General features: G+C 67.6%; 24 protein-coding genes and 1 pseudogene. 13 read left to right on the plus strand and 12 right to left on the minus strand.

Going from position 1 to position 25,549, the window contains the following annotated elements; translation table 11 throughout:
• Nucleotides 1-19 precede the first annotated feature (19 nt).
• Entirely contained in the window at nt 20-1,102 is a 1,083-nt protein-coding gene (locus BKG60_RS09235; RefSeq protein ID WP_070943335.1) for an adenylate/guanylate cyclase domain-containing protein, read from the minus strand.
• A gap of 66 nt (nt 1,103-1,168) precedes the next feature.
• On the opposite strand from BKG60_RS09235, the gene gcvT reads away from it, so the two are divergent.
• Nucleotides 1,169-2,275, plus strand: a complete 1,107-nt coding sequence (gene gcvT, locus BKG60_RS09240; RefSeq protein WP_070943334.1) for a glycine cleavage system aminomethyltransferase GcvT — start codon at nt 1,169-1,171, stop codon at nt 2,273-2,275.
• A gap of 22 nt (nt 2,276-2,297) precedes the next feature.
• Nucleotides 2,298-3,404: a branched-chain amino acid aminotransferase gene (locus BKG60_RS09245; protein WP_070943333.1), complete on the plus strand. Its 1,107-nt coding sequence runs from the start codon at nt 2,298-2,300 to the stop codon at nt 3,402-3,404.
• A gap of 145 nt (nt 3,405-3,549) precedes the next feature.
• Here BKG60_RS09245 and BKG60_RS09250 read toward each other — a convergent pair whose 3' ends face one another.
• The 4 genes from BKG60_RS09250 to BKG60_RS09265 are packed head-to-tail and all read right to left on the minus strand — an operon-like array spanning nt 3,550 to nt 6,594.
• Nucleotides 3,550-4,275: an adenosylcobinamide-GDP ribazoletransferase gene (locus BKG60_RS09250; protein WP_070943332.1), complete on the minus strand. Its 726-nt coding sequence runs from the start codon at nt 4,273-4,275 to the stop codon at nt 3,550-3,552.
• On the minus strand, nt 4,272-5,342 hold the full coding sequence (gene cobT / locus BKG60_RS09255) for a nicotinate-nucleotide--dimethylbenzimidazole phosphoribosyltransferase (protein ID WP_070943331.1): 1,071 nt from the start codon (nt 5,340-5,342) through the stop codon (nt 4,272-4,274). The genes BKG60_RS09250 and cobT overlap by 4 nt, the downstream gene beginning before the upstream one ends.
• Nucleotides 5,339-5,881 (minus strand): bifunctional adenosylcobinamide kinase/adenosylcobinamide-phosphate guanylyltransferase, encoded by a 543-nt coding sequence (locus BKG60_RS09260; protein ID WP_070943330.1) that lies wholly within the window; start codon nt 5,879-5,881, stop codon nt 5,339-5,341. Before BKG60_RS09260 ends, cobT begins: the two co-directional genes overlap by 4 nt.
• Before the next feature lie 23 nt (nt 5,882-5,904).
• Nucleotides 5,905-6,594, minus strand: a complete 690-nt coding sequence (locus tag BKG60_RS09265) for a DUF3043 domain-containing protein (RefSeq protein WP_070943329.1) — start codon at nt 6,592-6,594, stop codon at nt 5,905-5,907.
• Between the two features lie 152 nt (nt 6,595-6,746).
• Between BKG60_RS09265 and BKG60_RS09270 the strand changes: the two genes are divergently transcribed.
• On the plus strand, nt 6,747-7,100 hold the full coding sequence (locus tag BKG60_RS09270) for a HesB/IscA family protein (protein WP_070185333.1): 354 nt from the start codon (nt 6,747-6,749) through the stop codon (nt 7,098-7,100).
• Between the two features lie 40 nt (nt 7,101-7,140).
• Here the strand turns inward: BKG60_RS09270 and BKG60_RS09275 are convergent, their stop codons facing one another.
• Nucleotides 7,141-7,767, minus strand: a complete 627-nt coding sequence (locus BKG60_RS09275; RefSeq protein WP_070943328.1) for an Rv0361 family membrane protein — start codon at nt 7,765-7,767, stop codon at nt 7,141-7,143.
• A gap of 172 nt (nt 7,768-7,939) precedes the next feature.
• On the opposite strand from BKG60_RS09275, the gene BKG60_RS09280 reads away from it, so the two are divergent.
• A complete protein-coding gene (locus BKG60_RS09280) occupies nt 7,940-8,914 on the plus strand; it encodes a carbohydrate kinase family protein (RefSeq protein WP_070185331.1) in 975 nt (324 codons plus the stop codon).
• 30 nt (nt 8,915-8,944) lie between these two features.
• On the opposite strand, the gene asnB is transcribed toward BKG60_RS09280, so the two are convergent.
• Nucleotides 8,945-10,912, minus strand: coding sequence for an asparagine synthase (glutamine-hydrolyzing) (gene asnB / locus BKG60_RS09285; protein WP_070943327.1), 1,968 nt, complete (start codon nt 10,910-10,912; stop codon nt 8,945-8,947).
• 190 nt (nt 10,913-11,102) lie between these two features.
• Between asnB and ctaC the strand changes: the two genes are divergently transcribed.
• From ctaC to BKG60_RS09305, 4 genes are all read left to right on the plus strand, one after another.
• Nucleotides 11,103-12,140 carry an aa3-type cytochrome oxidase subunit II gene (ctaC, locus tag BKG60_RS09290; RefSeq protein ID WP_070943326.1) on the plus strand — a complete coding sequence of 346 codons (1,038 nt, stop codon included), beginning with the start codon at nt 11,103-11,105 and terminating at the stop codon, nt 12,138-12,140.
• Between the two features lie 12 nt (nt 12,141-12,152).
• Nucleotides 12,153-12,572 (plus strand): cytochrome c oxidase subunit 4, encoded by a 420-nt coding sequence (locus BKG60_RS09295; protein WP_070185328.1) that lies wholly within the window; start codon nt 12,153-12,155, stop codon nt 12,570-12,572.
• Between the two features lie 184 nt (nt 12,573-12,756).
• Nucleotides 12,757-13,635, plus strand: coding sequence for an MmpS family transport accessory protein (locus BKG60_RS09300; RefSeq protein WP_070185327.1), 879 nt, complete (start codon nt 12,757-12,759; stop codon nt 13,633-13,635).
• Nucleotides 13,635-14,216 carry a DUF2561 family protein gene (locus BKG60_RS09305; RefSeq protein WP_070943325.1) on the plus strand — a complete coding sequence of 194 codons (582 nt, stop codon included), beginning with the start codon at nt 13,635-13,637 and terminating at the stop codon, nt 14,214-14,216. Before BKG60_RS09300 ends, BKG60_RS09305 begins: the two co-directional genes overlap by 1 nt.
• 331 nt (nt 14,217-14,547) lie before the next feature.
• Here BKG60_RS09305 and qcrB read toward each other — a convergent pair whose 3' ends face one another.
• From qcrB to ctaE, 4 genes are read right to left on the minus strand one after another with little or no spacing between them, the layout of a single operon-like run.
• Nucleotides 14,548-16,185, minus strand: a complete 1,638-nt coding sequence (gene qcrB / locus BKG60_RS09310) for a cytochrome bc1 complex cytochrome b subunit (RefSeq protein ID WP_070943324.1) — start codon at nt 16,183-16,185, stop codon at nt 14,548-14,550.
• Nucleotides 16,182-17,348 (minus strand): cytochrome bc1 complex Rieske iron-sulfur subunit, encoded by a 1,167-nt coding sequence (qcrA, locus tag BKG60_RS09315; protein ID WP_070185325.1) that lies wholly within the window; start codon nt 17,346-17,348, stop codon nt 16,182-16,184. The genes qcrB and qcrA overlap by 4 nt, the downstream gene beginning before the upstream one ends.
• Nucleotides 17,345-18,166, minus strand: coding sequence for a cytochrome bc1 complex diheme cytochrome c subunit (gene qcrC / locus BKG60_RS09320; protein ID WP_207549527.1), 822 nt, complete (start codon nt 18,164-18,166; stop codon nt 17,345-17,347). The genes qcrA and qcrC overlap by 4 nt, the downstream gene beginning before the upstream one ends.
• 47 nt (nt 18,167-18,213) lie before the next feature.
• A complete protein-coding gene (gene ctaE / locus BKG60_RS09325) occupies nt 18,214-18,825 on the minus strand; it encodes an aa3-type cytochrome oxidase subunit III (protein ID WP_003885537.1) in 612 nt (203 codons plus the stop codon).
• Between the two features lie 123 nt (nt 18,826-18,948).
• Between ctaE and trpD the strand changes: the two genes are divergently transcribed.
• The gene (trpD, locus tag BKG60_RS09330; RefSeq protein WP_075909582.1) at nt 18,949-20,055 is read left to right on the plus strand and encodes an anthranilate phosphoribosyltransferase; all 1,107 of its coding nucleotides are present in this window, start codon (nt 18,949-18,951) and stop codon (nt 20,053-20,055) included.
• On the opposite strand, the pseudogene BKG60_RS09335 reads toward trpD, so the two are convergent.
• Nucleotides 19,993-21,807 (minus strand): annotated as a pseudogene (locus BKG60_RS09335) (DEDD exonuclease domain-containing protein); the annotation flags it as partial. The gene trpD and the pseudogene BKG60_RS09335 overlap by 63 nt on opposite strands.
• 134 nt (nt 21,808-21,941) lie before the next feature.
• On the opposite strand from BKG60_RS09335, the gene BKG60_RS09340 reads away from it, so the two are divergent.
• The 4 genes from BKG60_RS09340 to pimB all read left to right on the plus strand — a co-directional run bounded on the left by BKG60_RS09340 (nt 21,942) and on the right by pimB (nt 25,539).
• Nucleotides 21,942-22,208 (plus strand): hypothetical protein, encoded by a 267-nt coding sequence (locus tag BKG60_RS09340; protein ID WP_070943322.1) that lies wholly within the window; start codon nt 21,942-21,944, stop codon nt 22,206-22,208.
• Between the two features lie 152 nt (nt 22,209-22,360).
• Entirely contained in the window at nt 22,361-23,497 is a 1,137-nt protein-coding gene (gene ripC, locus BKG60_RS09345; protein WP_070943321.1) for a peptidoglycan hydrolase RipC, read from the plus strand.
• A gap of 53 nt (nt 23,498-23,550) precedes the next feature.
• Nucleotides 23,551-24,348 carry a peptidase gene (locus tag BKG60_RS09350; protein ID WP_070943543.1) on the plus strand — a complete coding sequence of 266 codons (798 nt, stop codon included), beginning with the start codon at nt 23,551-23,553 and terminating at the stop codon, nt 24,346-24,348.
• A 48-nt stretch (nt 24,349-24,396) separates the two neighbouring features.
• Nucleotides 24,397-25,539 carry a GDP-mannose-dependent alpha-(1-6)-phosphatidylinositol monomannoside mannosyltransferase gene (gene pimB, locus BKG60_RS09355; protein ID WP_070943320.1) on the plus strand — a complete coding sequence of 381 codons (1,143 nt, stop codon included), beginning with the start codon at nt 24,397-24,399 and terminating at the stop codon, nt 25,537-25,539.
• The last annotated feature ends 10 nt before the right edge of the window (nt 25,540-25,549 follow it).

Below are 25,549 nucleotides of genomic sequence, written 5' to 3' on the forward strand. Positions count from 1 at the left end.
CTAGTCAGGCCGCCGAGGCTCACGGCAGACGCAGCGGATACGCCGTCACCGGTGCGGCGAAACCCTTCAGTGTCAGCGAGCGAGCCGCAGTGAACGCCCGCTCGGTGAGGAGCTCACACAGCGGCTCGGACACCAGGATCTGGCTGGGTTCGGCCGCGGCGACCAGGCGGGCCGCGCGGTTGACCGGATTGCCGAAGTAGTCGCCGCCGATCGCCAGCACCTCGCCGAAATCGAGCCCCGCCCGCACCTGCAGGTTGGTCTCGGCTGCCCGGGGGTGAGTCACCAGGTCCACGGCGACCTGTAGCAGTTCAGCGGGTTCGGAGCCGACCCACATGATGGCGTCTCCGATGAACTTGACCACGCGGCAGTCGGCGGCGTGCACGATTTCGGTGCTGGTGGCGCTGAACTCGTTGAGCAAAGCCGACAGCTCGGTGGTGGTCAGCATCTGCGTGAGCGCGGTGAACCCCGACAGATCAGCAAACCCGATGCCGCACACCGCATTCGACGATCCGTCGTGGATCACCTGCTCGAAGTAGCTGCGCGCGCTCATCACGTGGTGGCGGTGCACGGCATCGACCATCGAGCCGATGCGGGGAATGAATCCCGCGGCCACCCGGTATGCCTTGGCGGTGGCGAGCTCGTCATGGGTGACGTTGAGCTGGATTTCAGGTGTTCCGGCCCGGCTCATCGACGACAGGGCTTCGGCCAGGCGAGCCATCCCCGAACCGATCACGCGCAGCAGACCGGTGGCCTCGACATCGCCGACCAGCACACGCAATTCCGCCCAGGTGCGCAGGGTCTCCAGATCGGCGCGGCTCAGGGTCTTCACCTCGCAGCCCGCCACCGTCAGGCCCAGCGCGGCCCACGCCCGCTGAACATCATGGAGCGGGACATCGAGCTCAGTGGCCACATCGGCCAGACAGTATTCCGGCGGCCCCGACCACTGCAGCACATCCCCGGCCAGCCCGAACAAGCGGCCGCGGGACTCGGCCTCGATCATCTGCTCGGCGGTGAAACCCAAGTCGTCGAGATACTCGATCAGCGGGGCGCGCTGTCGTGCGTCAGCGATCCCGGCGGCAGCCAGTGCATCGAAATCGACCACCAGACCAGTGTGCAGTCGGTGGGGCGATCAGGCTTGAAGTTCAGGCGTTCAGATTATGGTTGGCCCGTGACTGACGATCTGCTGCACGGACCGCTGGAAGACCGCCACCGCGAACTGGGGGCCAGTTTCGCCGAATTCGGTGGATGGCTGATGCCCGTGTCCTACGCCGGGACCGTCTCCGAACACAACGCCACCCGCGAGACCGTCGGCCTGTTCGACGTCAGCCACCTCGGAAAAGCACTGGTCAAGGGTCCGGGTGCGGCGGCCTACGTCAACTCCGCCCTCACCAACGACCTGAATCGAATCGGGCCGGGCAAGGCTCAGTACACCCTGTGCTGCAAAGACGAAGGAGGCGTGGCGGGAGTTATCGACGACCTGATCGCCTACTACGTCTCCGACGACGAGATCTTCCTGGTGCCCAACGCCGCGAACACGGCGGCCGTCGTCGCGGAACTGAAGAAGCACGCCCCCGATGGGCTGACCATCACCGACGAGCACCGCTCGTATGCGGTGCTGGCGGTACAGGGGCCCAAATCCGCCGAGGTACTGGAGTCGTTGGGGCTGCCCACCGAGATGGATTACATGGGTTACGCCGATGCCGAATACAACGGCGTGTTCGTGCGGGTGTGCCGCACCGGTTACACCGGCGAGCACGGCTACGAGCTGCTGCCGGCCTGGGACCGCGCCGGTGAGGTTTTCGACGCGCTGGTGACGGGCGTGCGTGCCGCCGGCGGCGAACCCGCGGGTCTGGGCGCCCGTGACACCCTGCGCACCGAGATGGGCTATCCGCTGCACGGCCACGAGCTGTCCCTCGACATCTCGCCACTGCAGGCTCGTTGCGGGTGGGCGATCGGGTGGAAGAAGGACGCGTTCTGGGGACGCGACGCGCTGCTGGCAGAGAAGCAAGCCGGCCCGACCCGAGTGCTGCGTGGCCTCAAGGCCGTCGGCCGCGGTGTCCTGCGCGCCGATCTCGCTGTGCTCGACGGGGACACCCAAATCGGCACCACGACGTCGGGAACGTTCTCGCCCTCACTGAAAGTCGGTATCGCACTGGCGCTCATCGACACCGCCCACGACATCGCCGACGGACAGCGGGTGAGCGTGGACGTGCGCGGGCGTGTCGTCGAATGCGAGGTGGTCAAGCCGCCATTCGTGGCCCCGAAAACACGCTAGCCTCGGGCGATACAATCGCTGCATGACTAGCGGCCATCTCGAGTTCACGGTTTCAGCCAATGCGAATCCGGCGACCGATGAGGTACGCGAGTCCATTCTGGCCAACCCCGGATTCGGCAAGTACCACACCGACCACATGGTGGCCATCGACTACACCGCCGGGCATGGCTGGCACGACGCGCGGGTGATCCCGTACGGGCCGATCGAGCTCGATCCCTCGGCCATCGTGCTGCACTATGCGCAGGAAGTGTTCGAAGGGCTCAAGGCCTACCGTTGGGCCGACGGCTCGATCGTGTCGTTCCGGCCCGAGTCCAACGCGCAGCGGTTGCGTGCGTCGTCGCGGCGTCTGGCCATTCCGGAGCTTGGCGAGGACGTGTTCGTCGAGTCGCTGCGCGAGCTCATCGCCGTCGACGAGAAGTGGGTGCCCGCGGCCGGCGGTGAGGAATCGCTTTACCTGCGGCCGTTCGTGATCGCCACCGAGCCCGGCCTGGGCGTGCGTCCGGCCAACGAGTACCGCTACCTGGTGATCGGCTCCCCGGCGGGGGCGTACTTCAAGGGCGGCATCAAGCCGGTCAGCGTGTGGTTGTCGCACGAGTACGTGCGTGCATCTCCGGGCGGCACCGGTGCGGCCAAGTTCGGCGGGAACTACGCGGCCTCGCTGCTCGCACAGGCCGAGGCCGCCGACAACGGCTGCGATCAGGTGGTGTGGCTGGACGCCCTCGAGCGCCGCTACGTCGAAGAGATGGGCGGGATGAACCTGTTCTTCGTCTTCGGCAGCGGAGGCTCGGCCCGCCTCGTCACGCCCGAGCTGTCCGGTTCGCTGTTGCCGGGCATCACGCGAGATTCGTTGTTGCAGTTGGCCACCGATGCCGGTTTCGCAGTCGAGGAACGCAAGATCGACGTCGATGAATGGCAGAAGAAGGCCGCAGCGGGCGAGATCACCGAGGTGTTCGCATGCGGCACCGCTGCGGTGATCACCCCGGTGTCCCACGTCAAGCACCGTGAGGGTGAGTTCACCATCGCCGACGGGCAACCGGGGGAGATCACCATGGCCCTGCGTGACACCCTGACCGGGATCCAACGCGGCACCTTCGCCGACACCCACGGCTGGATGGCTCGGCTCAACTAGCTGCACTGACCCGTTGCGGACCTCGTGTCTGCTTTGCCGCGCCCGCTTTGTCACGCCAGCCGGGTTGCCCAGGAAACCCGGACAACCCGGCTGGCGTGACACTCGCGGAGGGCGCGACGCTGCGGGCGGGCAGGGCCGTGACGAGTCAGCCGATCGCCATGCCGAGTGCGACGATCGTCGTCGTCACCTCGACGGAGGCACCGAGCACGTCGCCGGTGATGCCGCCGAACCGTCGCACGCAGTGAGCGACCAGCAGCGCCGAACACCCCACCGCGATCACCATCACGACCGGGCCCTGCCACATCGGAGGTCCCGCCCACGCGGCCAGGGTGGCGACTGCGATCACCCACGCCACCACGATGGTCGCCGGTTGGGTGCCCGCGACGGCACCGCCCAGCGCGCTGCCGGCCGCCGCCGGCACCGAACGTCGGCAGGCGACTACCGCCGCGACGCGGCCCGCCGCGACGGCGACGACGATGGCCACCGTGTCGAGTCGGGTGAATGCCATTGTCTGGCAACCGATCACGACGATCACCGCAGCGACGCCGAACGGTCCCGCCGAGCCGTCGCGCATGACCGCCAAAGCTCGCTCCGGTGGGCCGTAACAGCCCAGTGCGTCGACCGTGTCGCAGAACCCGTCGATGTGCAGCCCGCGGGTGGCCAACAGCAGGACGGCGACCGCCAGCAGGCCGGGCAGTGCATTCTCGGTGCCGAATGCCCACTGGCCACCGGCCACCACCGCGGCGGCCAGCGCGCCGAGCGCCAGCCCGACCACCGGCAAGGCCGCGAGGGCACCTCGCCCGACACCGGCGGACGTTCGAACCGGCAGTACGGTGCCGAACGCGAACGCCCCGCCGAGTGCGCCGATCACGGTGTTGATTCGGGCGGTCCGGCCACTGCGGCTTCAGCGAACGTGGCCATCGAGGCCAGTGTGGCGATAGCGGCTTGCACGATCGGCAACGCCACTGCGGCGCCGGTGCCCTCGCCCAGGCGCATGCCCAGGTCGACGATCGGCTCCAGCCCCAGGTGTGACAGCGCCAGGCTGTGCGCCGGTTCCGTCGACCGGTGACCGGCCTGCCACCAGGCCCGCGCACCTGGTGCCAGCTCCTCGGCCACCAGGGCCGCCGCCGTCACCGCCAGGCCGTCCAGCAGCACCGGGGTGCGCCGCAGCGCGGCCTGCGCCAGGAACCCGGCCATGGCGGCCAGGTCTGCGCCGCCGCACACCCGCAAAAGGCCCAGCGGGTCCCGCGTCACGGCGCGCGCCCGGTATAGCGCGTCACGCACCGCACCGGTTTTGCGTCGCCAACCGAGATCGTCGATGCCGGTTCCGCGGCCGACCACCACGACGGGTTCGGTGCCGGTCAGCGCGGCTACCAATGTCGTTGCCGCCGTGGTGTTTCCGATTCCCATATCGCCTGCGATGAGCAGATCGGCGCCGGCGTCGACCTCCTCGTCGACGATCCGGCGTCCCGCAGCCACGGCGGCGGCCGCGTCCTCTTCGCTCAGCGCATCCTCGATCGCGATGTTGCCCGAGTTGCGGCGCACCTTGTGCGCGCCGATCGCGGGGGACAGTGGTTCGTCGCAGTCGACGGCGATGTCGGCCACCCGCACGGTGGCCCCGGCCACCTCGGCCAGCACGTTGATCGCCGCGCCGCCGGCGTCGAAGTTGGCCACCATCTGGCCGGTCACCGCGGACGGGAACGCCGACACCCCGGCTGCGGTGACCCCGTGGTCGGCGGCGAAGACCACCACCCGCGCCCGGGTGAGCGGCCGCGGCGGGCACACGCCCTGACATGCGGCCGCCCATACCGAGAGCTCCTCGAGGCGCCCCAGTGAGCCGGGCGGTTTGGTGAGCAGCGCCTGGCGGGCCCGTGCCGCGGCGGCGACATCGGCATCTGGTGCGGCGACCGGGGCGAAGTCCGCGTCGAATTCGGTCATGACGGCTCCTTCACCGTGAGCGGTTGGCCGGCCACCACCAGCACCACGCGGTCGCACACCGCGGCCAGGCGCTGGTTGACGGTGCCGAGTTCGTCGGCGAACCGCCGCCCCGCCTCGGTGGCGGGGACCACGGTCAGCCCGACCTCGGGACTGACGAGGACCAGGGGAGCGGTGAACGCATCCACCGCCTCCACGAGCGCGTCGACCTCGGAACCCACGGGGGCGCCGGACCAGGCGCCGAGGCGGTCCATGGTCGCCGTCAGCCAGCCGCCGATGTCGTCGACGAGTGTTGCGGTGTCGGTTGCGTGCGGATCCGTGGCCAGGGCCCCTGCAAGATCACAGGTCTCCACGGTGTGCCAGTGCGCGGGCCGGCGAGTCCGATGTGCATCAACGCGCCGAGTCCAGGCCGGATCGCTGTCGGCGGCGGGCCCGGTGGCCAGATATCGCACGGGAGCGCTCTCCCCGGCAGCGGCCGCCACGGCCGCCTCGGCCCACTGCGATTTCCCGGAGCGGATCCCACCGAGCACCAGAGTGCGCACCGCTCACCCCGCCTGACGCGGCATCAAGAGATCTTGGCGCCGCGCTCGACCATCGGCCGCGGCGCGCGCATCCGGCGCAGCTGCGACGCCCGGCTGGCCGCGTAAAGCCCTAGCTTCCAACCGCTTTCGGTGTTGTCGGGGAACTTGTCATCCACCATGTGGTTCACCTTGCGGCCGACGATGAACCCGTCGATCAGCATGACGACCACCAGGATCAGCATCGCGTAGGACAGGATCTGCTGGAACTTCAGCGACGGCAGCGCCAACATGAAGAAGATCATCGCCAGGGCAGCCGGCATGAACAGGCCCAGCACGTTGCGGCGCGAGTCCACGATGTCGCGGACATAGCGGCGAACCGGACCCTTGTCGCGGGGCAGCAGGTAGGACTCCTCGCCGGCCATCATCTTCTCGCGGCGATCAGCCATGTCGGCTCGGCGGGAGAGCCGCTCGATCTTGCGCTCTTCCTTGGAAAGCTTCGGCCCGCGCAACTCCTTGCGGCGCTGACGAGCCTCGGCCGCGGTCAGGGGCGCGGGGGCGACCGGGCCGCGCCGCTTGGTGGCCTCGCTGCGTTTGGGGGTGGGCCTGCCCTTGGGGGCGGTGCCCGCGGTGGCACCGCCGGCGTCGGTCGGCGCGGCGTCCGCGGCACCCTTCTCGACCTGGTCGGTGCCGGCGGGTTCGCCTTCGTTGTCCTTCTTACGGCCCAGCAGCTTCACGCCAGCCAGGTTACTGCCCGCCGAAGGTGGCCTGGCCACACGCCCCGGCCTGTGGACAAGTCGGGAATAGCGCCGGAACAAGGTACCGTTGAAGTAGTAGACGCGCGGTACGTCCACGCGTCTTGATGCCCAGGGATGCTTTAGGGAGAGCTATGACTGTTCAGGACGCCACCACCGAAACCCACGGTGTGACCCTGTCCGACGCTGCTGCGACGAAGGCGAAGGCGCTGCTGGACCAGGAAGGTCGCGACGACCTCGCACTGCGTATCGCGGTCCAGCCCGGTGGCTGCGCCGGCCTGCGCTACAACCTGTTCTTCGACGACCGTGCCCTCGACGGCGACCTCACCGCCGAATTCGGCGGCGTCAAGCTGACCGTGGACCGGATGAGCGCGCCGTACGTACAAGGCGCCACCATCGATTTCGTCGACTCGATCGAGAAGCAGGGCTTCACGATCGACAACCCGAACGCCACCGGTTCCTGCGCCTGCGGCGATTCCTTCAACTGACGTGAGCTGACCGCCGGCGGTCAGTACTGACCGCCGGCGGTCAGTACTGACCGCCGGTGCGCAGCACGTACGAGCACACCAGGACCTGCTCGCCGTTTCCGTCTCTTTTCACCAGTAGCTGTGCCACGCCCTGTTGTTCGTCACTGATGGGGCGCTGTCCGCGTGCGGACCCACTGGCCGGTGCGACGCGCATGGTGAACAGCACTTGAGCCTGTGTGGTGGACCACGGCACGTTCGCGTCGATGCCGGTCACCTCGACCTGGCTGAACTGCTTCTGGAATGCGTCGCTGGCCAAGCCCGCCACCGCCAGATCCGCCTTGCGCTCCTTGACCCCGTCGTACAACCCGCACAAGGTGTGCCGCGCGACGGTCTCGTCATCCCCGTCCAGCAGGGCGTTGAGGTACTCCTGGACCGCGGCCTGGGCCCGGGCGTCCGAGAGCACCATCGGTGCGGCCGGACCACGGCGGCCGGCCACCAGCACTGCGGTCAACACGCCCACCAGCGCCACCACCGCCAACGTTGCCGCCAGGATCTTGGGCCAGCGCCGGCGGGTCGGGTAGGGCACCGGCGGCGGCAGCGTCCCTGGATAGGCGGACGGGGCGGACGACACCTGCTCGGGATACGGCTGAGGCGGAGTCTGCTCGGGGTACTGGTAGGAACCAGTCATTAAATGGCGCTCCCCGCGTGATCTGGAAGTTGGTCAGCCGTCTACGGTGACCGGGAATACGGTTATACGCAGGTTAGCGCAACCCGCGAAGTGCGACGGCGCGCGCCGATCGCCGATGGGCCGCCCGGGTACTGTTATGTAGCCGACTTAACGAAATGAGGGGTGACACCACGTGACCATCGCAGTTACCGGATCCATCGCGACCGACCACCTGATGCGGTTCCCGGGCAAATTCTCCGAGCAACTGCTGGCCGACCACCTGCAGAAGGTGTCGCTGAGCTTCCTGGTCGACGATCTGGTGATCCACCGCGGGGGCGTCGCGGGCAACATGGCCTTCGCGATCGGTATCCTCGGCGGCGACGTCGCGCTGGTCGGCGCAGCGGGTCAGGATTTCGACGACTACCGCACCTGGCTCGAAGGCGCCAATGTCGACTGCGGCAGCGTGCTGATCTCCGAGAGCGCCTACACCGCACGCTTCGTCTGCACCACCGACGAGGACATGGCCCAGATCGCGTCGTTCTACCCCGGAGCCATGTCGGAGGCACGCAACATCTCGCTGGCCGATCTGGTGGCCCGGGTCGGCGCCCCGGAACTGGTGATCATCGGCGCCAACGATCCGGAAGCGATGTTCCTGCACACCGAGGAGTGCCGCAAGCTCGGTCTGCCGTTCGCCGCCGACCCCTCTCAGCAGCTGGCCCGGCTTTCCGGTGAGGAGATCCGCAAGCTCATCAACGGCGCCGCCTACCTGTTCACCAACGACTACGAGTGGGACCTGCTGCTGCAGAAGTCCGAGTGGAGTGAGGCTCAGGTGATGAGCCAGATCGGCATGCGCGTCACCACACTCGGCGCCAAGGGCGTCGACCTGGTCAGCTCGGACGGCACCTTTGTGCACGTCGACGTCGTCCCGGAGAAGCTCCAGGCCGACCCGACCGGCATCGGCGACGCCTTCCGGGCCGGCTTCCTCACCGGACGCAGCGCGGGACTGAACCTCGAGCGCTCCGCCCAGCTGGCCTCGCTGGTCGCGGTACTGGTCCTGGAGTCGACGGGTCCGCAGGAATGGACCTGGGATGCGGCCGAGGCCGTGCAGCGCCTCACCGACGCCTACGGCCCCGAGGCCGGCGCCGAGATCGGCCAGGCGCTGGCCTGAGACCCGGCCGCGGCTCTGAGCCTGCTCGGCTCAGAGCTGCACCGGGTAGTGGGGCTCGGAGATCTGCGGGGTCACGCTGTGCTCGACGAAGATGGCGTGCCACAGCATGAAGATCAGCACGGTCCACAGCCTGCGACTGTGATCGCTGACGCCGTTGCGGTGCTCGTCGAGCATGGTGCGGACCGCGCCCAGATCGACGTGCTCGCCGGCACCCGAGGATGCCGTCATCGAGTAGGCCCAGTCCATCAGCTCACCGGCGCGCAGCCAGTGCCGGATGGGCACCGGAAAGCCCAGCTTCGGCCGGTTCAGCACGTGCGCCGGAATGATCGGCTCGAGCGCACGCCGCAGCGCGTACTTGGTTGTCGAGCGGGTGATCTTCTGATCGACGGGCAGCTTGGACGCCACCGCGAACACCTCGGGGTCCAGGAACGGAACCCGCAGCTCCAATGAGTTGGCCATGGTGATCTTGTCCGCCTTGACCAAGATGTCACCGCGCAGCCAGGTGAACAGATCGATGTGCTGCATCCGGGCCACCGGATCCCAGCCCTGGGATGCGGCGTACACCGGTGCGGTGACGTCGGTGTGGGTCCACTCCGGCCGGAAGCCCGGCAGGACCGCCCGCAGCTGATCATCGGAGAAGCTGCGGGCATTGCCGTAGTAGCGCTCTTCCAGCGTCAGCGAACCGCGATGCAGCAGGCTCTTGCCGCGCATGCCCTCCGGCAGCGGCTTGGATGCCTTACCCAGCGACTTGCGCACCGGCCGGGGGAGATAGTCGAACGGCCGCAGCGACAACGGCTCCCGGTAGATCGTGTACCCGCCGAACAACTCGTCGGCACCCTCGCCGGACAGCACCACCTTGACGTGCTTGCGGGCCTCGCGGGCGATGAAGAACAGCGGCACCAGGGCCGGGTCGGCTACCGGTTCGTCCAGGTACCAGACGATTTCCGGCAGCGCCTCGACGAACTCGGCCTGGCTGACCACCTTGGTGACATGCCGGGCGCCGATGGCCTCGGCGGACGCGACGGCCACGTCCACCTCGGAGAAGCCCTCCCGCTCGAAGCCGGTGGTGAACGTGATCAGCCGCGGATTGTGCCGCATCGCCAGCGCCGCGGTAGCCGTCGAGTCGATACCGCCGGACAGGAACGCGCCCACCGTCACATCCGCGCGCATGTGCTTGGCGACGGAATCCTCGAGGGCGGCGGTGATCTCGTCGTAGCGGGACTGCTCGGCATCCTTGAGGAAGGGCACCGGGGTGAACTTCGGGACGAAGTAGCGCGTTACCTCGGGGCGGCCGCCGGGCTTGAGCCGCGCGTAGCTGCCCGACTCCAAGCGCCGGATGCCGCGATGCAACGTCTCTGGTTCGGGCACGTACTGCAGCACCGTGTAGTGCTGTACCGCCCGATCGTCGATGCCCAGGTCCAGCCCGAGAACGTCGGCCAGGTCCAGCAGGCACTTCTTCTCACTGCCCACCGCGGTGCCACCCGGCCCGGTAGCCATGAACAGCGGCTTGATGCCGAACGGGTCTCTGGCGCAGAACAATTCACGCTCCACGGTGTCCCACACCGCGAACGCGAACATTCCGCGTAGTCGATGCAGCGCGTCGGCACCCCAGTGGTGGTAGGCGGCGACGATGGCCTCGCCGTCCCCGTCGGTGTGAAATACCGCACCGAACTCCGTGCGCAACTGCTCGCGCAACTCCAGATAGTTGTAGATCTCGCCGTTGAAGACGAGCGCGTAACGGTCCGGCGCATCGGCAGGTCCCCACCGCAACGGCTGGTGGCTGTGCGCGATATCGATGATCGACAGCCGGTTGAAGCCGAGCACCACAGTGCCCTCGCCACTCGTATCGGCCCATGTGCCGGGCTCGTCCGGGCCCCGGTGACGCATCAGGTGGGAGGCTCCAGCCACCGCGTCGACCAGCCGCGATCCGGTTTCAGCAGAGGCCTCAGCCTGGGAGGATTCGGAGGGGTCAGTTACCAACGCGAGCAGTCCGCACACCGCGCCAGTATGTCTGATCCGGCGGTTCGCCGAGACCACCACCCGGGGGGTCGCGCCCGTCGCTGCAGGGCCTTCGCAACCGCATTCCCGAGTCGCTTCGCTCCCGTGGACCGGCGTGGTCTACGCTGCGTAGTATTCGCAAAACAACGACCGGTCGCGGTCGCGAAATACCGATCTAGGAGGCGCCAACGTGACACCTCGCGGGCTTAAGGCGGTGGCCCGAGCGGCGTTGTTGACCATTGTCCTGGGTGGCTCGGCACTCTTGCTGAGCGGCTGCAGCTGGCAGGACGCACTCGCGCTCGGCTGGCCGACCGGGATCACCCCGGAGGGCAAACTCAACCGAGAGCTATGGATCGGCTCGGTGATTGCGTCGTTCGTGGTGGGTGCCATCGTGTGGGCCCTGATCTTCTGGTCGAGTGCCTTCCACCGGAAGAAGAAGGGCGACACCGAACTGCCGCGCCAGTTCGGCTACAACATGCCGCTGGAGCTGGTGCTGACGGTCATCCCGTTCCTCATCATCTCGGTGCTGTTCTACTTCACCGTCGTGGTCCAGGAACGGATGCTGCACAAGGATCCGAACCCTGAGGTCGTCATCGACGTGACCGCCTTCCAGTGGAACTGGAAGTTCGGCTACCAGAAGATCGATTTCGCCGACGGCTCATTCGATTACAACGGGGCCGATGAAGAACGCAAGGCCGCGATGACGTCCAAGCCGGAGGGCGAGGACGCGCACGGACAAGAGCGTGTCGGCGCGGTGCGCGGCTTGAACCCCGAAGATCGCACCTACCTGAACTTCGACAAGATCGAGACGCTGGGCAGCTCCACCGAGATTCCGGTGCTGGTGCTCCCGGTGGGCAAGCGCATCGAGTTCCAGCTCAACTCCGCGGACGTGATCCACGGATTCTGGGTTCCCGAATTCCTCTTCAAGCGCGACGTGATGCCCGATCCGGTGGCCAACCACTCGGATCACATCTTCCAGGTCAGCAAGATCGAGCAGACCGGCGCGTTCGTGGGGCGCTGTACCGAGATGTGCGGCACCTACCACTCGATGATGAACTTCGAGGTCCGGGTCGTTGAGCCCAACGACTTCAAGGCCTACATCGATCAGCGCAACGCCGGCAAGACCAATGCCGAGGCGTTGGCGGCCATCAACCAGGAGCCGCTGGCCATCACCACGCACCCGTTCGACACCCGACGCGGTGAGCAGGCACCGCAGGCGAGCAAGTAGGGGCTACACGCAATGCATATTGAAGCTCGACTGTTCGAGATCCTCACGGCGTTCTTCGCCTTGTCGGCGGTGGTTTACGGCGTGTTGACGGCGATGTTCGCCAACGGCGGTGTCGAGTGGGCCGGTACCACCGCGCTCGTTCTCACCACCGGCCTGACCCTGATCACCGGAACGTTCTTCCGCTTTGTGGCGCGTCGTCTCGACACCCGCCCGGAGGACTACGAGGACGCCGAGATCAGCGACGGCGCTGGGGAACTGGGCTTCTACTCGCCGCACAGCTGGTGGCCGATCCTGATCGCACTGTCCTTCTCGGTCGCTGCCGTGGGCGCTGCCCTGTGGCTTCCCTGGCTGATCGTGGCAGGCGTCTGCTTCGTGCTGCTGGCTGTCAGCGGCCTGGTCTTCGAGTACTACTGGGGTCCGGAGAAGCACTGATCCGTCGGAACGTGCCGATTGTGACCTTGCCCAAGGTCACAATCGGGCCGTAACTTCATCTGCCACCGGCAGCGCCAGACCCGCCGGCATCATCTCGTTCGGTAATGTTGCCGGGGCACTGTCACCAGCGAACGTCCTCGTTCGTTCCGCGTGGCAGTGAAGTTGTCGAGAAGGATAGGCGTAGATGAGCGGGCCGAATCCCCCGGAACCGGGTGCCTCCGGTTCTGATTTGCCGGATCAACCCGGAAAACACTCTGCACCCGAGGAGCCGACTCAGGTGACCGGCGCCGACGCGGACGGCGGCGAGACGGAGTTCTACTCGCAGGCGTATTCCGCGCCCGAGTCGGAGCAGTTCACCAGTGGGCCATACGTGCCGGCCGATGTGGCGCTCTACGACTACGACGACTACGACTCGGCTACCGAGCTGGTCGACACCGCCCCGCCGCCGCGCTGGCCTTGGGTGGTCGGCGTTACGGCCATCATCGCAGCCGTCGCCCTGGTCGCGTCTGTGGCCGTATTGGTGACCCGAGACGAAGACACCACCAACCTGGCGACCCCGCAGCCGAGTACCACCTCGTCGGCGCCGCCGGTGCAGGACGAGATCACCACGACGACTCCGCCACCGGCGCCACCACCGCCCCCTCCGACGTCGGAGGCGCCGCCCCCGCCACCACCGGAGACCGTGACGGTCACCGAGCCGCCGCCGCCCGCCCCGGCACCGCCCAGCGAGGCGCCGCCCCCGGCTCCCAGCACGCCGGCGGCACCGCCGACCACCACGACGACGCATGCCGGGCCCCGTCAGGTCACCTATTCGGTGACGGGTACCAAGGCGCCGGGTGACATCATCACGATCACCTACGTCGACGGCAACGGGAACCGGCGCACCCTGCGCAATGTGTACATCCCGTGGACCTTCACGATGACCCCGATCTCCAACTCGGACGTCGGATCTGTCGAGGCGTCCAGCTTGTTCCTGGTCAGCAGGCTGAACTGCTCGATCACGGCCAGCGATGGAACCGTGCTGTCGTCGAACGCCAACAACTCCGCACAGACTGCCTGCTGATGTCCCGGCCGATCAGCGAACTCGACAACACCGACCGAGTTTTGCTGGGCGCGTGCGCCGCGGTATGGCTCGCTGCACTGGGTGCTGGGGTGGCCGCTGTCGTCGCGCTGGTGGATCTGGGCCGCAGTCATCCGCAGGGCGTAGAGAGTGCTGACACTCCATGGGTGCTCTACACCGTGATGGGCTTGTCGGTCGTGGTGATCGCCGGGGCCGTGCCATTGCTGCTGCGGGCGCGAGCCCAGGCGGACCACCCCCAGCCCGGTCGCAGACCCCAGCCGCCGGCTCGGTCACCACGCCCGATCGGTGGTAGCTACCGGGCCGCACCGCCCGCGATGAGTCGCTACACCGCCGGCACCGGCGCGGCCGCCGCGGCGGTCGAGGCGTTATGGCTGCGATTTACCCTCTCTGTCGTCTGCGCCATCGGCCTGGGAACTGCAGCCGTCGGCCTGGCCACCTATCTCATGGCCACCGGAAGCAATGTGGCGGCCTGGTGTCTGTATGGCGTGGCGGGCCTCGCCACCGCCGGTCTCGTCGGCCTGTTGGTCGTCGCATTGCGCCAGCTGGACGCTCTGCCCTCCTGAACCCTGACTGTCTGCGCCCGCAGCGTGCGCCGTGGCGGGCGCTGGGAGCCGTTGCCTGGGCCCGTGTCACGCTGGCTGCCCAATGTCACGCTGGGGTGGCTCTCGGGCTCGACGGTTGCGCTGGCGTGACATGACCTCGGGTGTGGCCTAGCTCCCGGTTAGCCAGTGTCACGCTGGGGTGGCTCTCGGGCTCGACGGTTGCGCTGGCGTGACATGACCTCGGCGCCCGTCACCCGTCCCCAGATGCGGGCCGAAGAGATCCACCTGCACACAAAACAATCGCCGCAACCTCTCGATGAGGTTGCGGCGATTGTTTGGGGTAGGGGAGTGGTCAGTGGTGACCGTTGGTCTCCCCGTTGCCGTCTTGACCCTGGTATTCGCGCAGGGCGGTCAAGGCCTTGTGCTCCGAGGTGTGTGCGGCCTCGGTGAGCGCATCGTGCTCGACAGCCGGATCGGCGAATAGGAAGCTGCCGGTGCCCGGTGAGCCGGCCGAACCGAGCTTGTTCATCCGCTTCGGCAGGGCAGCACCCTGGTACTCCAGCGGAATCGGGTGGCCGTGATCGTCGACCGGTCCCAGCGGCTGGTGCAGCTCGACGTAGGCACCGTGCGGCAGGCGCTTGATGATGCCGGTCTCGATGCCGTGCTCGAGCACCGCACGGTCACTGCGCTGCAACGAGATTGCCCAGCGGTAGGCGACGAAGTACACGATGGCCGGCAGCACGACCATGCCGATGCGGCCGATCCAGGTGGTCGCGTTCAGCGAGATGTGGAACTTGAGCGCGATGATGTCGTTCATCGCGGCCAGGGTCAGCACCATGTAGAACGCGATCGCCATCGAACCGATGGCGGTCCGCACCGGCACATCACGCGGACGCTGCAACAGGTTGTGGTGTGCGTCGTCGCCGGTCACCTTCTTCTCGATGAAGGGGTAGGCGATCAGCAGACCGAAGACACCGCCCATGATGAGCGCGACCCAGACCACCGCCGGGATGGTGTGGCCGAACGGGTAGAACTCCCACGCCGGCCAGATACGCGCCAGGCCCTCGGTCCACATCATGTAGAAGTCGGGCTGGCTACCGGCCGACACCTGAGATGGCTTGTAGGGGCCCAGATTCCAGATCGGGTTGATCGTGAGCAGGCCGCCCATCAGGCCGAGCACACCGGTGATCATCGCGAAGAACGCACCCGACTTCACCGCGAACACCGGCATGACGCGCACGCCGACGACGTTGGTCTCGGTGCGGCCGGGGCCGGGGAACTGCGTGTGCTTCTGGAACCACACCAGCGCCATGTGGGCACCGATCAGGGCGAGGATGATGCTCGGGATCAGCAGGATGTGCAGCGCGTAAAGGCGCGGGATCAGGATCTCGCCGGGGAAGTCACCACCGAACAGCGCCCAGTGCAGCCAGGTTCCGATGATCGGCATACCCAGCGTGATCGAGGACAACGCGGCGCGCAGACCGATACCGGAGAGCAGATCGTCGGGCAGCGAGTAGCCGAAGTAGCCCTCGAACATCGCCAGGATCAGCAGCAGCGAGCCGATAACCCAGTTGGCCTCACGGGGACGGCGGAAGGCGCCGGTGAAGAAGATGCGCGCCATGTGCACCATGATCGACGCGGCGAACATCAACGCGGCCCAGTGGTGGATCTGGCGGACGAACAACCCGCCGCGCACCTCGAAGCTGATGTCGAGGGCGGACTCGTAGGCCCGCGACATCTGCACACCGCGAAGCGGTTGGTAAACACCGTCGTAGGTGACGTGTGCCATCGACGGATCGAAGAACAGCGTCAACCAGACACCGGTGATCAGCAGCACGATGAAGCTGTACAACGCGATCTCACCCAGCAGGAAGGACCAGTGGGTGGGGAACACCTTGTTCAGCTGCCGGCGTACCGCAGCCGACGGGTGATAACGGGAATCGATCGCATCGCCTTGGGCGGCTGCGACCTTGGCAAGGTCAGGGCTCATGATTTGCGCTCCCAGAATGCCGGTCCGACGGGTTCGACGAAGTCGCCGTTGGCGACCAGGTAGCCGTCTTTGTCAATGGTGATGGGCAGCTGCGCCAAAGCGCGCGCAGCCGGACCGAATATGGGCTTTGCGAAGTGCAACGCGTCGAACTGCGACTGGTGGCACGGGCAAAGGATGCGGTAGGTCTGCTGCTCGTAGAGCGAGGACGGGCAGCCCAGGTGCGAGCAGACCTTGGTGTAGGCGAACAGCTCACCGAAGTTGAAGCTCTCCTGGCCCTTCCGCTTGACCACGCGAGGCATGTCGGCCGGCTTGATGCGGATCAGCATGACCGGATTACGCACACCCATGGCGATCTCGGTCAGGTGATGCTCCGACTCGACCGTGGTGCCGTCGCCGTCGGACTCACGCCAGGGGAAGACGGTTTCCATGCCGCCGGCGTCGAGATCCTCGGGTCGCATCTTGACGAACGGTGACGAGCCGGGCCGGCCGGTTGCGCGGGCCAGGTAGATGGTCTCGCCGTGGAACCGGGGAGTCCACCCCGACGTCCACAGCACGGCCTTCTTGCCTTCGGCGGTCGGAACCACCGGCTTCCACGGGTTCTTGATCAACCCGCCGATGAACGCGACCAGGGTGCCGGCACCGAATGCGCCGAGGCCGATGCCCAGCGACAAGCCGATCAGCTTGCGGCGCTTGACGGTCGAGCCTTCCAGAGCGTCACCGAGGTTGGCCGCGATGGTCTTGCGGGCCAGCTCGGGGGAGCGTCCGTCGTGGCGATCCTGGACCGAGATCTCCTCGGGGATGAACTTCTTCTGGAACAGGACCGCGCCGATGCCGATCGCCAGGATCGAAAGCCCGAACGTGAGGCCGTACAGCGGGGTGGCCAACGAATAGAGGAACTCGCCTTCCGACCCGAAGGGCTGGTACTCCCACGGCCAGAAGATGAAGATCAGCAACAGTGCCAGGCCCGAAAGCCCGCCGAGCAGAAGCCAGTACGCGACCAGCCGCTCGGTGCGCTTCTCGGCCTTGGTGCCGGGGACCGGCCAGCGCGGCTCCTTGAAGATCGTCTCGACGCCGTCGATCTTGCCGCCGAGCTCAACGAGATCCTCACGCGACATCGAAGCCAGCTCGTCGTCGCTGGGAATCTTCGGTGTGTTGTCGGTCATGCTCGTGCCCCGATCCACATTGCCACGCCGATAGCGGCGACCATTCCGATAATCCACATCGCCATGCCCTCGGGAGCCGGCCCGAAGCCGCCGAGCCCGTAGCCGCCGTAGCTGGGTGTCTCAGCCGACTCGCGGACGTAGGCGACGATGTCGCGCTTCTCTTCCGGCGACAGCTGCCGGTCGGAGAACTTCGGCATGTTCTGCGGGCCGGTCTGCATCGCGGTGTAGATCTGGGCCGGTTCGGCGTTCCCGAGGTCCGGCGCGTACTTACCGGAGGACAGCGCGCCGCCCTTACCGGTGAAGTTGTGGCAGGACGCGCAGTTCAGCCGGAACAGGTCGGCGCCGCGGGCCACGTCGGACCCGATCAGCGATTCCTGGGCCACGCCGCCGTGCTCGTCGCGGATCACCGTCGGGCCGCCGCCGTTGGCCTGAACGTAGGCACCCAGCGCGTCGATCTGGTTCTCGTCGAAGTGCTCGGGCTTGGAGGGCGCCTGGGCCTCACCACGCATGGCGGGCATGCGACCGGTCGACACCTGGAAGTACACCGCTGCCTCGCCGGTACCGATCAGGCTGGGCCCGCGATCGGGCACACCCTGCAGGTTGGCGCCGTGGCACGAAACGCACGACGTCTCGAACAGTTGCTCACCCGTGCGCAGCAGTGCCGACTGCGATTCGTCGGCGACTGCGACCTGCGGTGTGGGCGTCAGCGTGGCCGCAACACCACCTGCGACTGACAGGCCGACCAGCAGCAGTAGGCCTGCTGACAGTCGTCGGCGCAGTCGTCGGCGCGACTTGCTGGTCATCGAACCCCTTCTCATCGAGTCGATCTTCGGCGAGCCCTTCGTCGGACGCATCGGCGAGCCGATCATCGGACAAAGTAGATGGTGGCGAACAGCGCAATCCAGACGATGTCGACGAAGTGCCAGTAGTACGAGACGACGATCGCCGCGGTGGCCTGCGCGGGCGTGAACTTACTCATCTTGGTGCGGGCCAGCAGCAATATGAACGCAACTAGTCCGCCGATGACGTGCAGGCCGTGGAAACCGGTCGCCAGATAGAAGACCGATCCGTAGGCGCTGCCCGGGATGGTGGTGCCGTGCTCGACCAGGTGGATGTACTCGTATCCCTGGCCCAGTACGAAGAACAGGCCCATCAGGAACGTGATCACATACCACCGGCGCAGCCCGAACACGTCGCCGCGTTCGGCGGCAAACACGCCCATCTGGCAGGTGAAGGATGACGCGATCAGAACCAGCGTCACCGGAACAGCAAGGGCCAAATTGAGTTCGGTCGGCTCGGGTGGCCAGTCGCCACCGGCTTGTGCGCGCGCCGTGAAATACATCGCGAAGAGTCCAGCAAAGAACATGAGTTCACTGGAAAGCCACACGATGGTGCCGACACTGACCATGTTCGGCCGGTTCAGCGAATGAACGCGCGACGTGATTGCCGTTCCCGAGGTACCTACAGCGCTCGTCACATCCGCAAGTATGACGCTTTGTAGTTGTCGAACTCCACCCGGGTCGAGCAATTGACCCCAAACGTGTCGCCTTCTGGTCGGCGTGGAGCGGGCCGCAGACGGGCGCGGAGATAGCATTCGGCGGTGGCTCCTGCATCTTCTCCTCAGTTCCCGCCGGGCGACCAGTCCTCCGCACGCGCCGGGGCGGCGCCGTCGTGGCCGCTCATCCTCGGGCGGCTGACCACCGAGCAGACCCTGCCCAACGGTTATGCGGGGTGGGCCATGGACCAGATCATGACCGGTGTGGCGACCCCGGCTCAGATCGCGGGCTTCGCGGTCGCGATGAAGATGAAGCGCCCGACCTCCGCGGAAGTCGGGGAGTTGGCGGACATCATGCTGTCGCATGCCCGCCGGGTGCCCACGGCTCAGATCGGCCACGAAACCGTCGACATCGTCGGCACCGGCGGCGACGGGGCCAACACGGTGAACCTGTCGACCATGGCGGCCATCGTGGTGGCGGCCTGCGGTGTGCCGGTGATCAAGCACGGTAACCGCGCGGCGTCGTCGTTGTCGGGCGGTGCGGACACCTTGGAAGCGCTCGGGGTGCGGATCGACCTGGGCCCCGATGAGGTGGCCCGCAGTGTCGCCGAGGTCGGTATCGGGTTCGCCTTCGCCCCGCAGTTCCACCCGTCGTACCGGCACGCCTCGGTGGTGCGCCGCGAGATCGGTGTCCCGACGGTCTTCAATCTGCTTGGACCGTTGACGAATCCGGCCGCCCCCCGGGCCGGCCTGATCGGCTGTGCGTTCGACGACCTGGCCGAGGTGATGGCCGGAGTGTACGCAGCCCGCGGCTCCAGCGTGTTGGTCGTGCACGGCGACGACGGCCTCGACGAGCTCACCACCACAACCACCAGCACCATCTGGCGCGTGCAGGCCGGCACCGTGGACCGGTTGAAGTTCGATCCCGCGGCCTTCGGCTTCAAGCGTGCCGACATCAGCGAGTTGATCGGCGGCGATGCCACCGCCAACGCGGCCTCGGCGCGCGCCGTCCTGAGCGGGGCCAAGGGGCCCGTGCGTGATGCGGTGGTGCTCAACGCGGCAGGTGCGATGGTGGCCCATGCCGGCCTAGCCAGCGACGCCAAGTGGGTGCCTGCGTGGGAAGACGGTCTGGCGCGCGCCACCGAGGCCATCGACTCGGGTGCGGCCGAACAGCTGCTCGCGCGTTGGGTGCGGTTCAGCCTGCAGTTCTGAGTGCTGCTGGGCCGCCGCCAGCCGGGCCGAGCGCGCGGTTGCGGCCCACTGCGCATAGCGGCCGGCCGCGCCGATCGGCGTCGCATAGCCGGTAGCGGCACGCACGATGCGCACCCCGGGGGCGGCCAGCCAGCGGGCGATGAGCGTGGTCTCCTCCACCAGCGCACCACCCAGAGGCGTTGCGGTGGGCAGGATTACCTGTGCAGCCGTGCAGATCGCATCGACCACGGGCATGGGCGGCACACCGCGCGGGGCAGTGCCGGCCCCGGCCAACTGGCCGTGGCGGATGACCGCGAAATGCCAGCCGCCATTGCCGTCACCGCGCGCAGCCACCAGCTCGGGCACTTCGGACAGAGCGCGAAGCCGCTGCCCGCGCCACAGCGCCTCGATGGCGACCGCGGCGTGGTCGCGCAATCGGGCGGCGGTCTCATACCGCCGGGCGGCCGCCAGCTCGCCGATGTGGGCCAATATCGCCGACAAGGCGTCGTGGTCGGTGCCGTTGAGCAGCGCGGTGGCCCGTTCCACGGCGGCCGCGTACGACGCGGCGGCAACATCCTGCGGGGCCGGGCACGGTGACAGTTCGACCTCGGGGCAATGGTGGGTCGCGGTCGTGCCGAAGCGGGCCGTGCAGGTGCGCACACCGGTGAACCGGGCCAGCACCAGAGCCGACTGTACGGCGTCGGCCCGGGCCGAGAACGGCCCGAAAGCGGTGCGGCGACCCGGGTTTCGCACCGCCGACAGTCGTGGGAAGGCCTCGTCGGTGAGGGCCACCCACCACCAGCGCTGCGGGAATTTGGAACGACGGTTGTACGGCGGTGCGTGGGCCGCGAGCATTCGCAGCTCGCGGACCCCGGCCTCCAGGTCGTGGGCGCATTCGACATGGTCGACGGCCTGCGCCAGGGAGGCCATCTCCTTCATCCGGGCCCGCGGATCGGCGCCGGTGAAGTACTGCCGGACCCGGCGTCGCAGATCGACAGCGGTACCCACGTAGAGCACCTCGCCGGAGGGCCCGCGGAACAGGTAGACGCCGGGCCGGTTGGGCAACCGGTCGGCCAGTGAACGGTTACGGCGCTGCGCCGGGGTGACATCCGGCAGGTAGTTCTTGAGGTCGACGAAGGTGTGGATGCCCTGGTTGCCGACTCGTTCGATCAGGCCGTGCAGGACGTCGACGGTGGCGCGGGCGTCGTCGAGCGCGCGGTGCGTAGGTGTCGTGGATGCGCCGAACAGCCGGGCCAGTGCGGACAGCTTCACGGTCGGCGCTTCGTCCCGGGTCAGCACACGGCGGGCGAGTTTCACCGTGCACAGCACCGGCGGGCGCGGCCAGTTGAGCCCGGCCCGCTCCGATGCCGCGCGCAGGAACCCGATATCGAACCCGGCGTTGTGGGCGACCAACACCGCGCCCCGGGAAAACTCGAGGAAGGCGGGCAGCACGCTCTCGATCTTGGGCGCGTCACGCACCATCGCCGTGGTGATGCCGGTGAGCTCGACGATCTGGGGCGGGATCGCGCGGCCCGGATCGATGAGCGTGGCCAACTCTCCGAGCACCTCGCCGCCGCGGATCTTCACCGCACCGATCTCGGTGATGGCGTCGTAGCCATCGCCCGGCGCCTTCGCGGTGGCGCGCCCACCAGTGGTCTCCAGATCCACCACCACGAACGTGGTCTCGGCGAGGGACAGTGCCCCATCGGGGTCGACGGCGGGGCCCAAACTCAAGGTCAGCTGCTCGGCTTCGGCGGTGATGCGCTGGCCCATGGCGATGACGGTAGGCACTGCCCCCGACAAACGCCGACAAGCTCGCCGTCCTTCGCTCCGCTACTTGTCGGCCCCGCTACTTGTCGGTGCGCGGCGATAGCGTGCGCTCAACACCGATCGAAAGGACGGTCAAGATGAGCGGAGTGCGGCAGGACAACTGGTCCTATGCCGACGAGCCTCGCCCACACGAGCTCGACACGGGCAGCGTGACCATCGACTGTGACGATTGCGCGGTACGCGGGCCCGGCTGTCAGGACTGCGTCGTGAGCGTGTTGCTCGGCGTCCCCGAAACTTTGCTGGATGACGAGCGTGCGGCGCTGGAAGTGCTCGCTGACGTGGGTCTTGCTCCACGGCTTCGGCTCGTGCCGATTCACCGAGACGGCAGAACGGGAGTCGCCTGACGACACGCAACGCTTCCCGCACAGGAAAATTCCCAGGGAGGGCTGTTAAATTTGCAGCTTCTGTTGGACAAGCCCGATGCCGTTTCGTAACCTATCTGAGACCTAAGAGCAGTTCGAGGCGGCTCGCCATCGCCAGTTGTGAGGACGAAAACTTGAGGCACGAGCGCGCGCACCGGCCCACAAGTCGTGTCAAGCGACCCATTGCAGGTGCAATAGCGGGCTTGCTCTTGATATCCGGATTGCTGGCCACCAGTTCGCACGCCGACCCTGGTGACGATGCGCTGGCAAAGCTCAACGAGCTGTCCCGCCAGGCCGAGCAGACCACTGAGGCGATGCACTCGGCGCAGCTCGATCTCAACAACAAGCTTGCCGCACAACAGAGCGCGGAAAAGAAGCACGCCGACGACACCGCGGCGGTCGACCAGGCCAAGTCGCAGCTGGCTATCTTCCAGTCATCGGTCAACAAGGTAGCTGCGGCTCAGTACATGGGCGGCCGAACCTCCGGTGTCGATGCGATCTTGACCGCCGGCTCGCCGCAACATCTGATCGAGCAGCTCGCCGTGCAGCGGGTGATGGCGACCGAGATGTCGGCGCAGATGAAGAACTTCCGCTCGATGGGCGAAAAGGCCGCGTTGGCGGAGAAGGAATCGGCGAAATCGGCCGCAGACGCCAAGACCGCCGCCGAGCAGGCCGCCGCAGTGCGCGCCGACCTGCAATCCAAGCAAAGTCAACTGCAGGTTCAGATCGCCATCGTCAAATCGCAGTACCAGGCGTTGAGCCCGGCCCAGCGGGACGCGATGAACGCCTTGCCGCCGACGCCGCCGGTGCCTGCGCCCGAAGTGTTGCCGCCGGCGCAGGATCCCGCCATATTGGCCGACCCGCCGAACGGCATACCGCCCGGTGATGTCGCCCCGCCGGAGGGGGCTCTGCCAGACGGGGGCGGTGGCCATTCGGGCACTGTCATCCAGGCGGCGTTGAGCCGGATCGGCTCGCCGTACTCCTGGGGCGCGGCCGGTCCGAGCTCCTTCGACTGCTCAGGTCTGGTGATGTGGGCGTTCCAGCACGCCGGGATCTCACTGCCGCATTCGAGCCAGGCCATGGCCCGCGGGGGTCAGCCGGTGTCGGCGGATTCGATGCAGCCCGGCGACGTGGTGACCTATTACTCCGATGCTTCCCACGTGGGCATCTACATCGGCGACGGAATGATGGTGCATGCATCGACCTACGGCACCCCGGTTCGGGTCGCCCCGGTCAACAATGCGCCGATCTACAACGTTCGCCGCTACTGAGCCGGCCCGATAGCGGTTCGCTTCTGAGTACCCGCAGGCGGCTGTTGGCCGCACTGCTGCTGGTGGAACTCGCGCTGGCGGCGGTGCTGCTCTGGACGGCCGCATCGCCGGCCCAGTTGGCCTCGCCGGCGGCGCCGTCTCGGAGCGCGGCCGCTCCGGCTGTCCCGGTACCGCCCGACCCCGTCACGTCGGTGGTGTTGCCCGACGGTCGCACCGCCCAGCTACTCGCCCTCGAAGGCTCTCAGTCCTCGGACCTGCCTCAGCGGCTGGCCGCGGAGCTTCCCGCCGCTGCCGCTGCGGTGACCGCGTTCTGGGGGCCGGATTGGCGGCAGAACATCGAGATCGCGGTCGCAGGCTCCGATCAGCAGTTCCGGGTTTTGGCCGGCGGAGCCGCCGACATCGCCGCGACCACGACTGCACAACGGATCATGTTCGCCCCCGGCGCAGCCCACATGAGTCCGGCGGCGTTGCGAATCGTGTTGCGTCATGAGCTATTTCATTACGCGGCCCGGTCAGCGACGGCAGCCGATGCACCGCGGTGGCTGACCGAAGGGGTGGCCGACTATGTCGGCCGCCCGCCCACGGCGGTACCGGAGCAGGCCGGGCTGCCGGTGCAGCTGCCTTCCGATGCGGACCTTGACACCCCCGGGCGCGTCCGCAGCTTGGCCTATGACCGGGCGTGGTGGTTCAGCCGTTATGTCGCCGACGTGTACGGCGCACCGAAGCTGCGTGAGCTCTATCTGCGCGCCTGCGGACCCGGCCATCCGGATGTGGCCACCGCCGTGCGGGAGGTCCTGGGCGCCGACCTCGACGTCGTGGTCGCCGGTTGGCGTCGCTGGCTGACCGGATAGCCTTGCGGCGATGGACACCAGACGGGTCGCAGAGGGCAGTCAATCGCGATGACGCGGGTTTTGTTGGTCACCAACGACTTTCCACCGCGACGCGGCGGCATCCAGTCGTACCTTGAGGCGTTCGTCGGTGAATTGGTGCGCGACGGCTCGCACGAGCTCACGGTGTACGCACCGAAATGGAAGGGCGCACCGGATTTCGATGATCGGGCCGTAGCGGCCGGATACCGGGTGGTGCGCCACCCGACGACGCTGATGGTGCCCGAGCCGACCGTCGCGTCCCGCATGCAGCGGTTGATCGCCGAGAACGGCATCGAGACGGTGTGGTTCGGGGCGGCTGCACCGCTGGCCCTCCTGAGCCCACTGGCTCGCAGAGCCGGGGCCCGGCGCATCGTGGCGAGCACCCACGGCCACGAAGTCGGCTGGTCGATGCTTCCGGTGGCGCGAGCCGCACTGCGCCGTATCGGCGACGATGCCGATGTCGTCACGTTCGTCAGCCGCTACACCCGCGGCCGGTTCGCCTCGGCGTTCGGCCCCCGGGCCGCGCTGGAGCATCTGCCGCCCGGCGTGGACACCGATCGTTTCGTGCCCGATCCGGTGGCCCGGGCCGAATTGCGTGCCCGCTACGGGCTGGACCGGCGTCCGGTAGTGGTGTGCTTGTCGCGTCTCGTGCCACGCAAAGGGCAGGACATGCTGATCCGCGCCTGGCCGGCCATCCGCCGTCGCGTTCCCGGCGCCGCCTTGGTCGTCGTCGGTGGGGGACCGTACCTGGGCAAACTTCAACAACTCGCGCACGCGCACGACGTGGCCGCTGACGTCACCTTCACCGGCGCGGTGCCCGGCGCGGAACTACCCGCTCACCATGCCATGGCCGACGTGTTCGCGATGCCTTGCCGAACCCGCGGCGCGGGCCTGGATGTCGAGGGGTTGGGCATCGTCTACCTCGAGGCCTCGGCGTGTGGCGTCCCGGTGGTCGCCGGAACGTCAGGCGGGGCACCCGAAACCGTCCTCGACGGCCGGACCGGCACCGTCGTGGACGGTACCGATGTGGCGGCGGTAGCGACGGCTGTCGGCGACGTGCTGGCCGATCCCGGCCGTGCCGCCGCGATGGGGACGGCAGGACGCCACTGGGCAGTCGACAACTGGCAGTGGCGCGCCCAGGGCGCCCGGCTGACCGGGCTGCTCTCGGGCTGAGCCGGCGCGA

It is taken from the genome of Mycobacterium syngnathidarum (genome assembly GCF_001942625.1).
In the GTDB taxonomy this organism is placed as follows: Bacteria; Actinomycetota; Actinomycetes; order Mycobacteriales; family Mycobacteriaceae; genus Mycobacterium; species Mycobacterium syngnathidarum.

What these genes read in the sequence shown, in the direction of transcription:
- BKG60_RS09245 (WP_070943333.1), top strand. Translation starts at nt 2,298, where the DNA reads ATGACTAGCGGCCATCTCGAGTTCACGGTTTCAGCCAATGCGAATCCG.
- cobT (WP_070943331.1), bottom strand. Translation starts at nt 5,342, where the DNA reads ATGACCGAATTCGACGCGGACTTCGCCCCGGTCGCCGCACCAGATGCC.
- BKG60_RS09270 (WP_070185333.1), top strand. Translation starts at nt 6,747, where the DNA reads ATGACTGTTCAGGACGCCACCACCGAAACCCACGGTGTGACCCTGTCC.
- BKG60_RS09275 (WP_070943328.1), bottom strand. Translation starts at nt 7,767, where the DNA reads ATGACTGGTTCCTACCAGTACCCCGAGCAGACTCCGCCTCAGCCGTAT.
- BKG60_RS09295 (WP_070185328.1), top strand. Translation starts at nt 12,153, where the DNA reads ATGCATATTGAAGCTCGACTGTTCGAGATCCTCACGGCGTTCTTCGCC.
- BKG60_RS09300 (WP_070185327.1), top strand. Translation starts at nt 12,757, where the DNA reads ATGAGCGGGCCGAATCCCCCGGAACCGGGTGCCTCCGGTTCTGATTTG.
- BKG60_RS09305 (WP_070943325.1), top strand. Translation starts at nt 13,635, where the DNA reads ATGTCCCGGCCGATCAGCGAACTCGACAACACCGACCGAGTTTTGCTG.
- qcrB (WP_070943324.1), bottom strand. Translation starts at nt 16,185, where the DNA reads ATGAGCCCTGACCTTGCCAAGGTCGCAGCCGCCCAAGGCGATGCGATC.
- qcrA (WP_070185325.1), bottom strand. Translation starts at nt 17,348, where the DNA reads ATGACCGACAACACACCGAAGATTCCCAGCGACGACGAGCTGGCTTCG.
- qcrC (WP_207549527.1), bottom strand. Translation starts at nt 18,166, where the DNA reads ATGAGAAGGGGTTCGATGACCAGCAAGTCGCGCCGACGACTGCGCCGA.
- BKG60_RS09340 (WP_070943322.1), top strand. Translation starts at nt 21,942, where the DNA reads ATGAGCGGAGTGCGGCAGGACAACTGGTCCTATGCCGACGAGCCTCGC.
- pimB (WP_070943320.1), top strand. Translation starts at nt 24,397, where the DNA reads ATGACGCGGGTTTTGTTGGTCACCAACGACTTTCCACCGCGACGCGGC.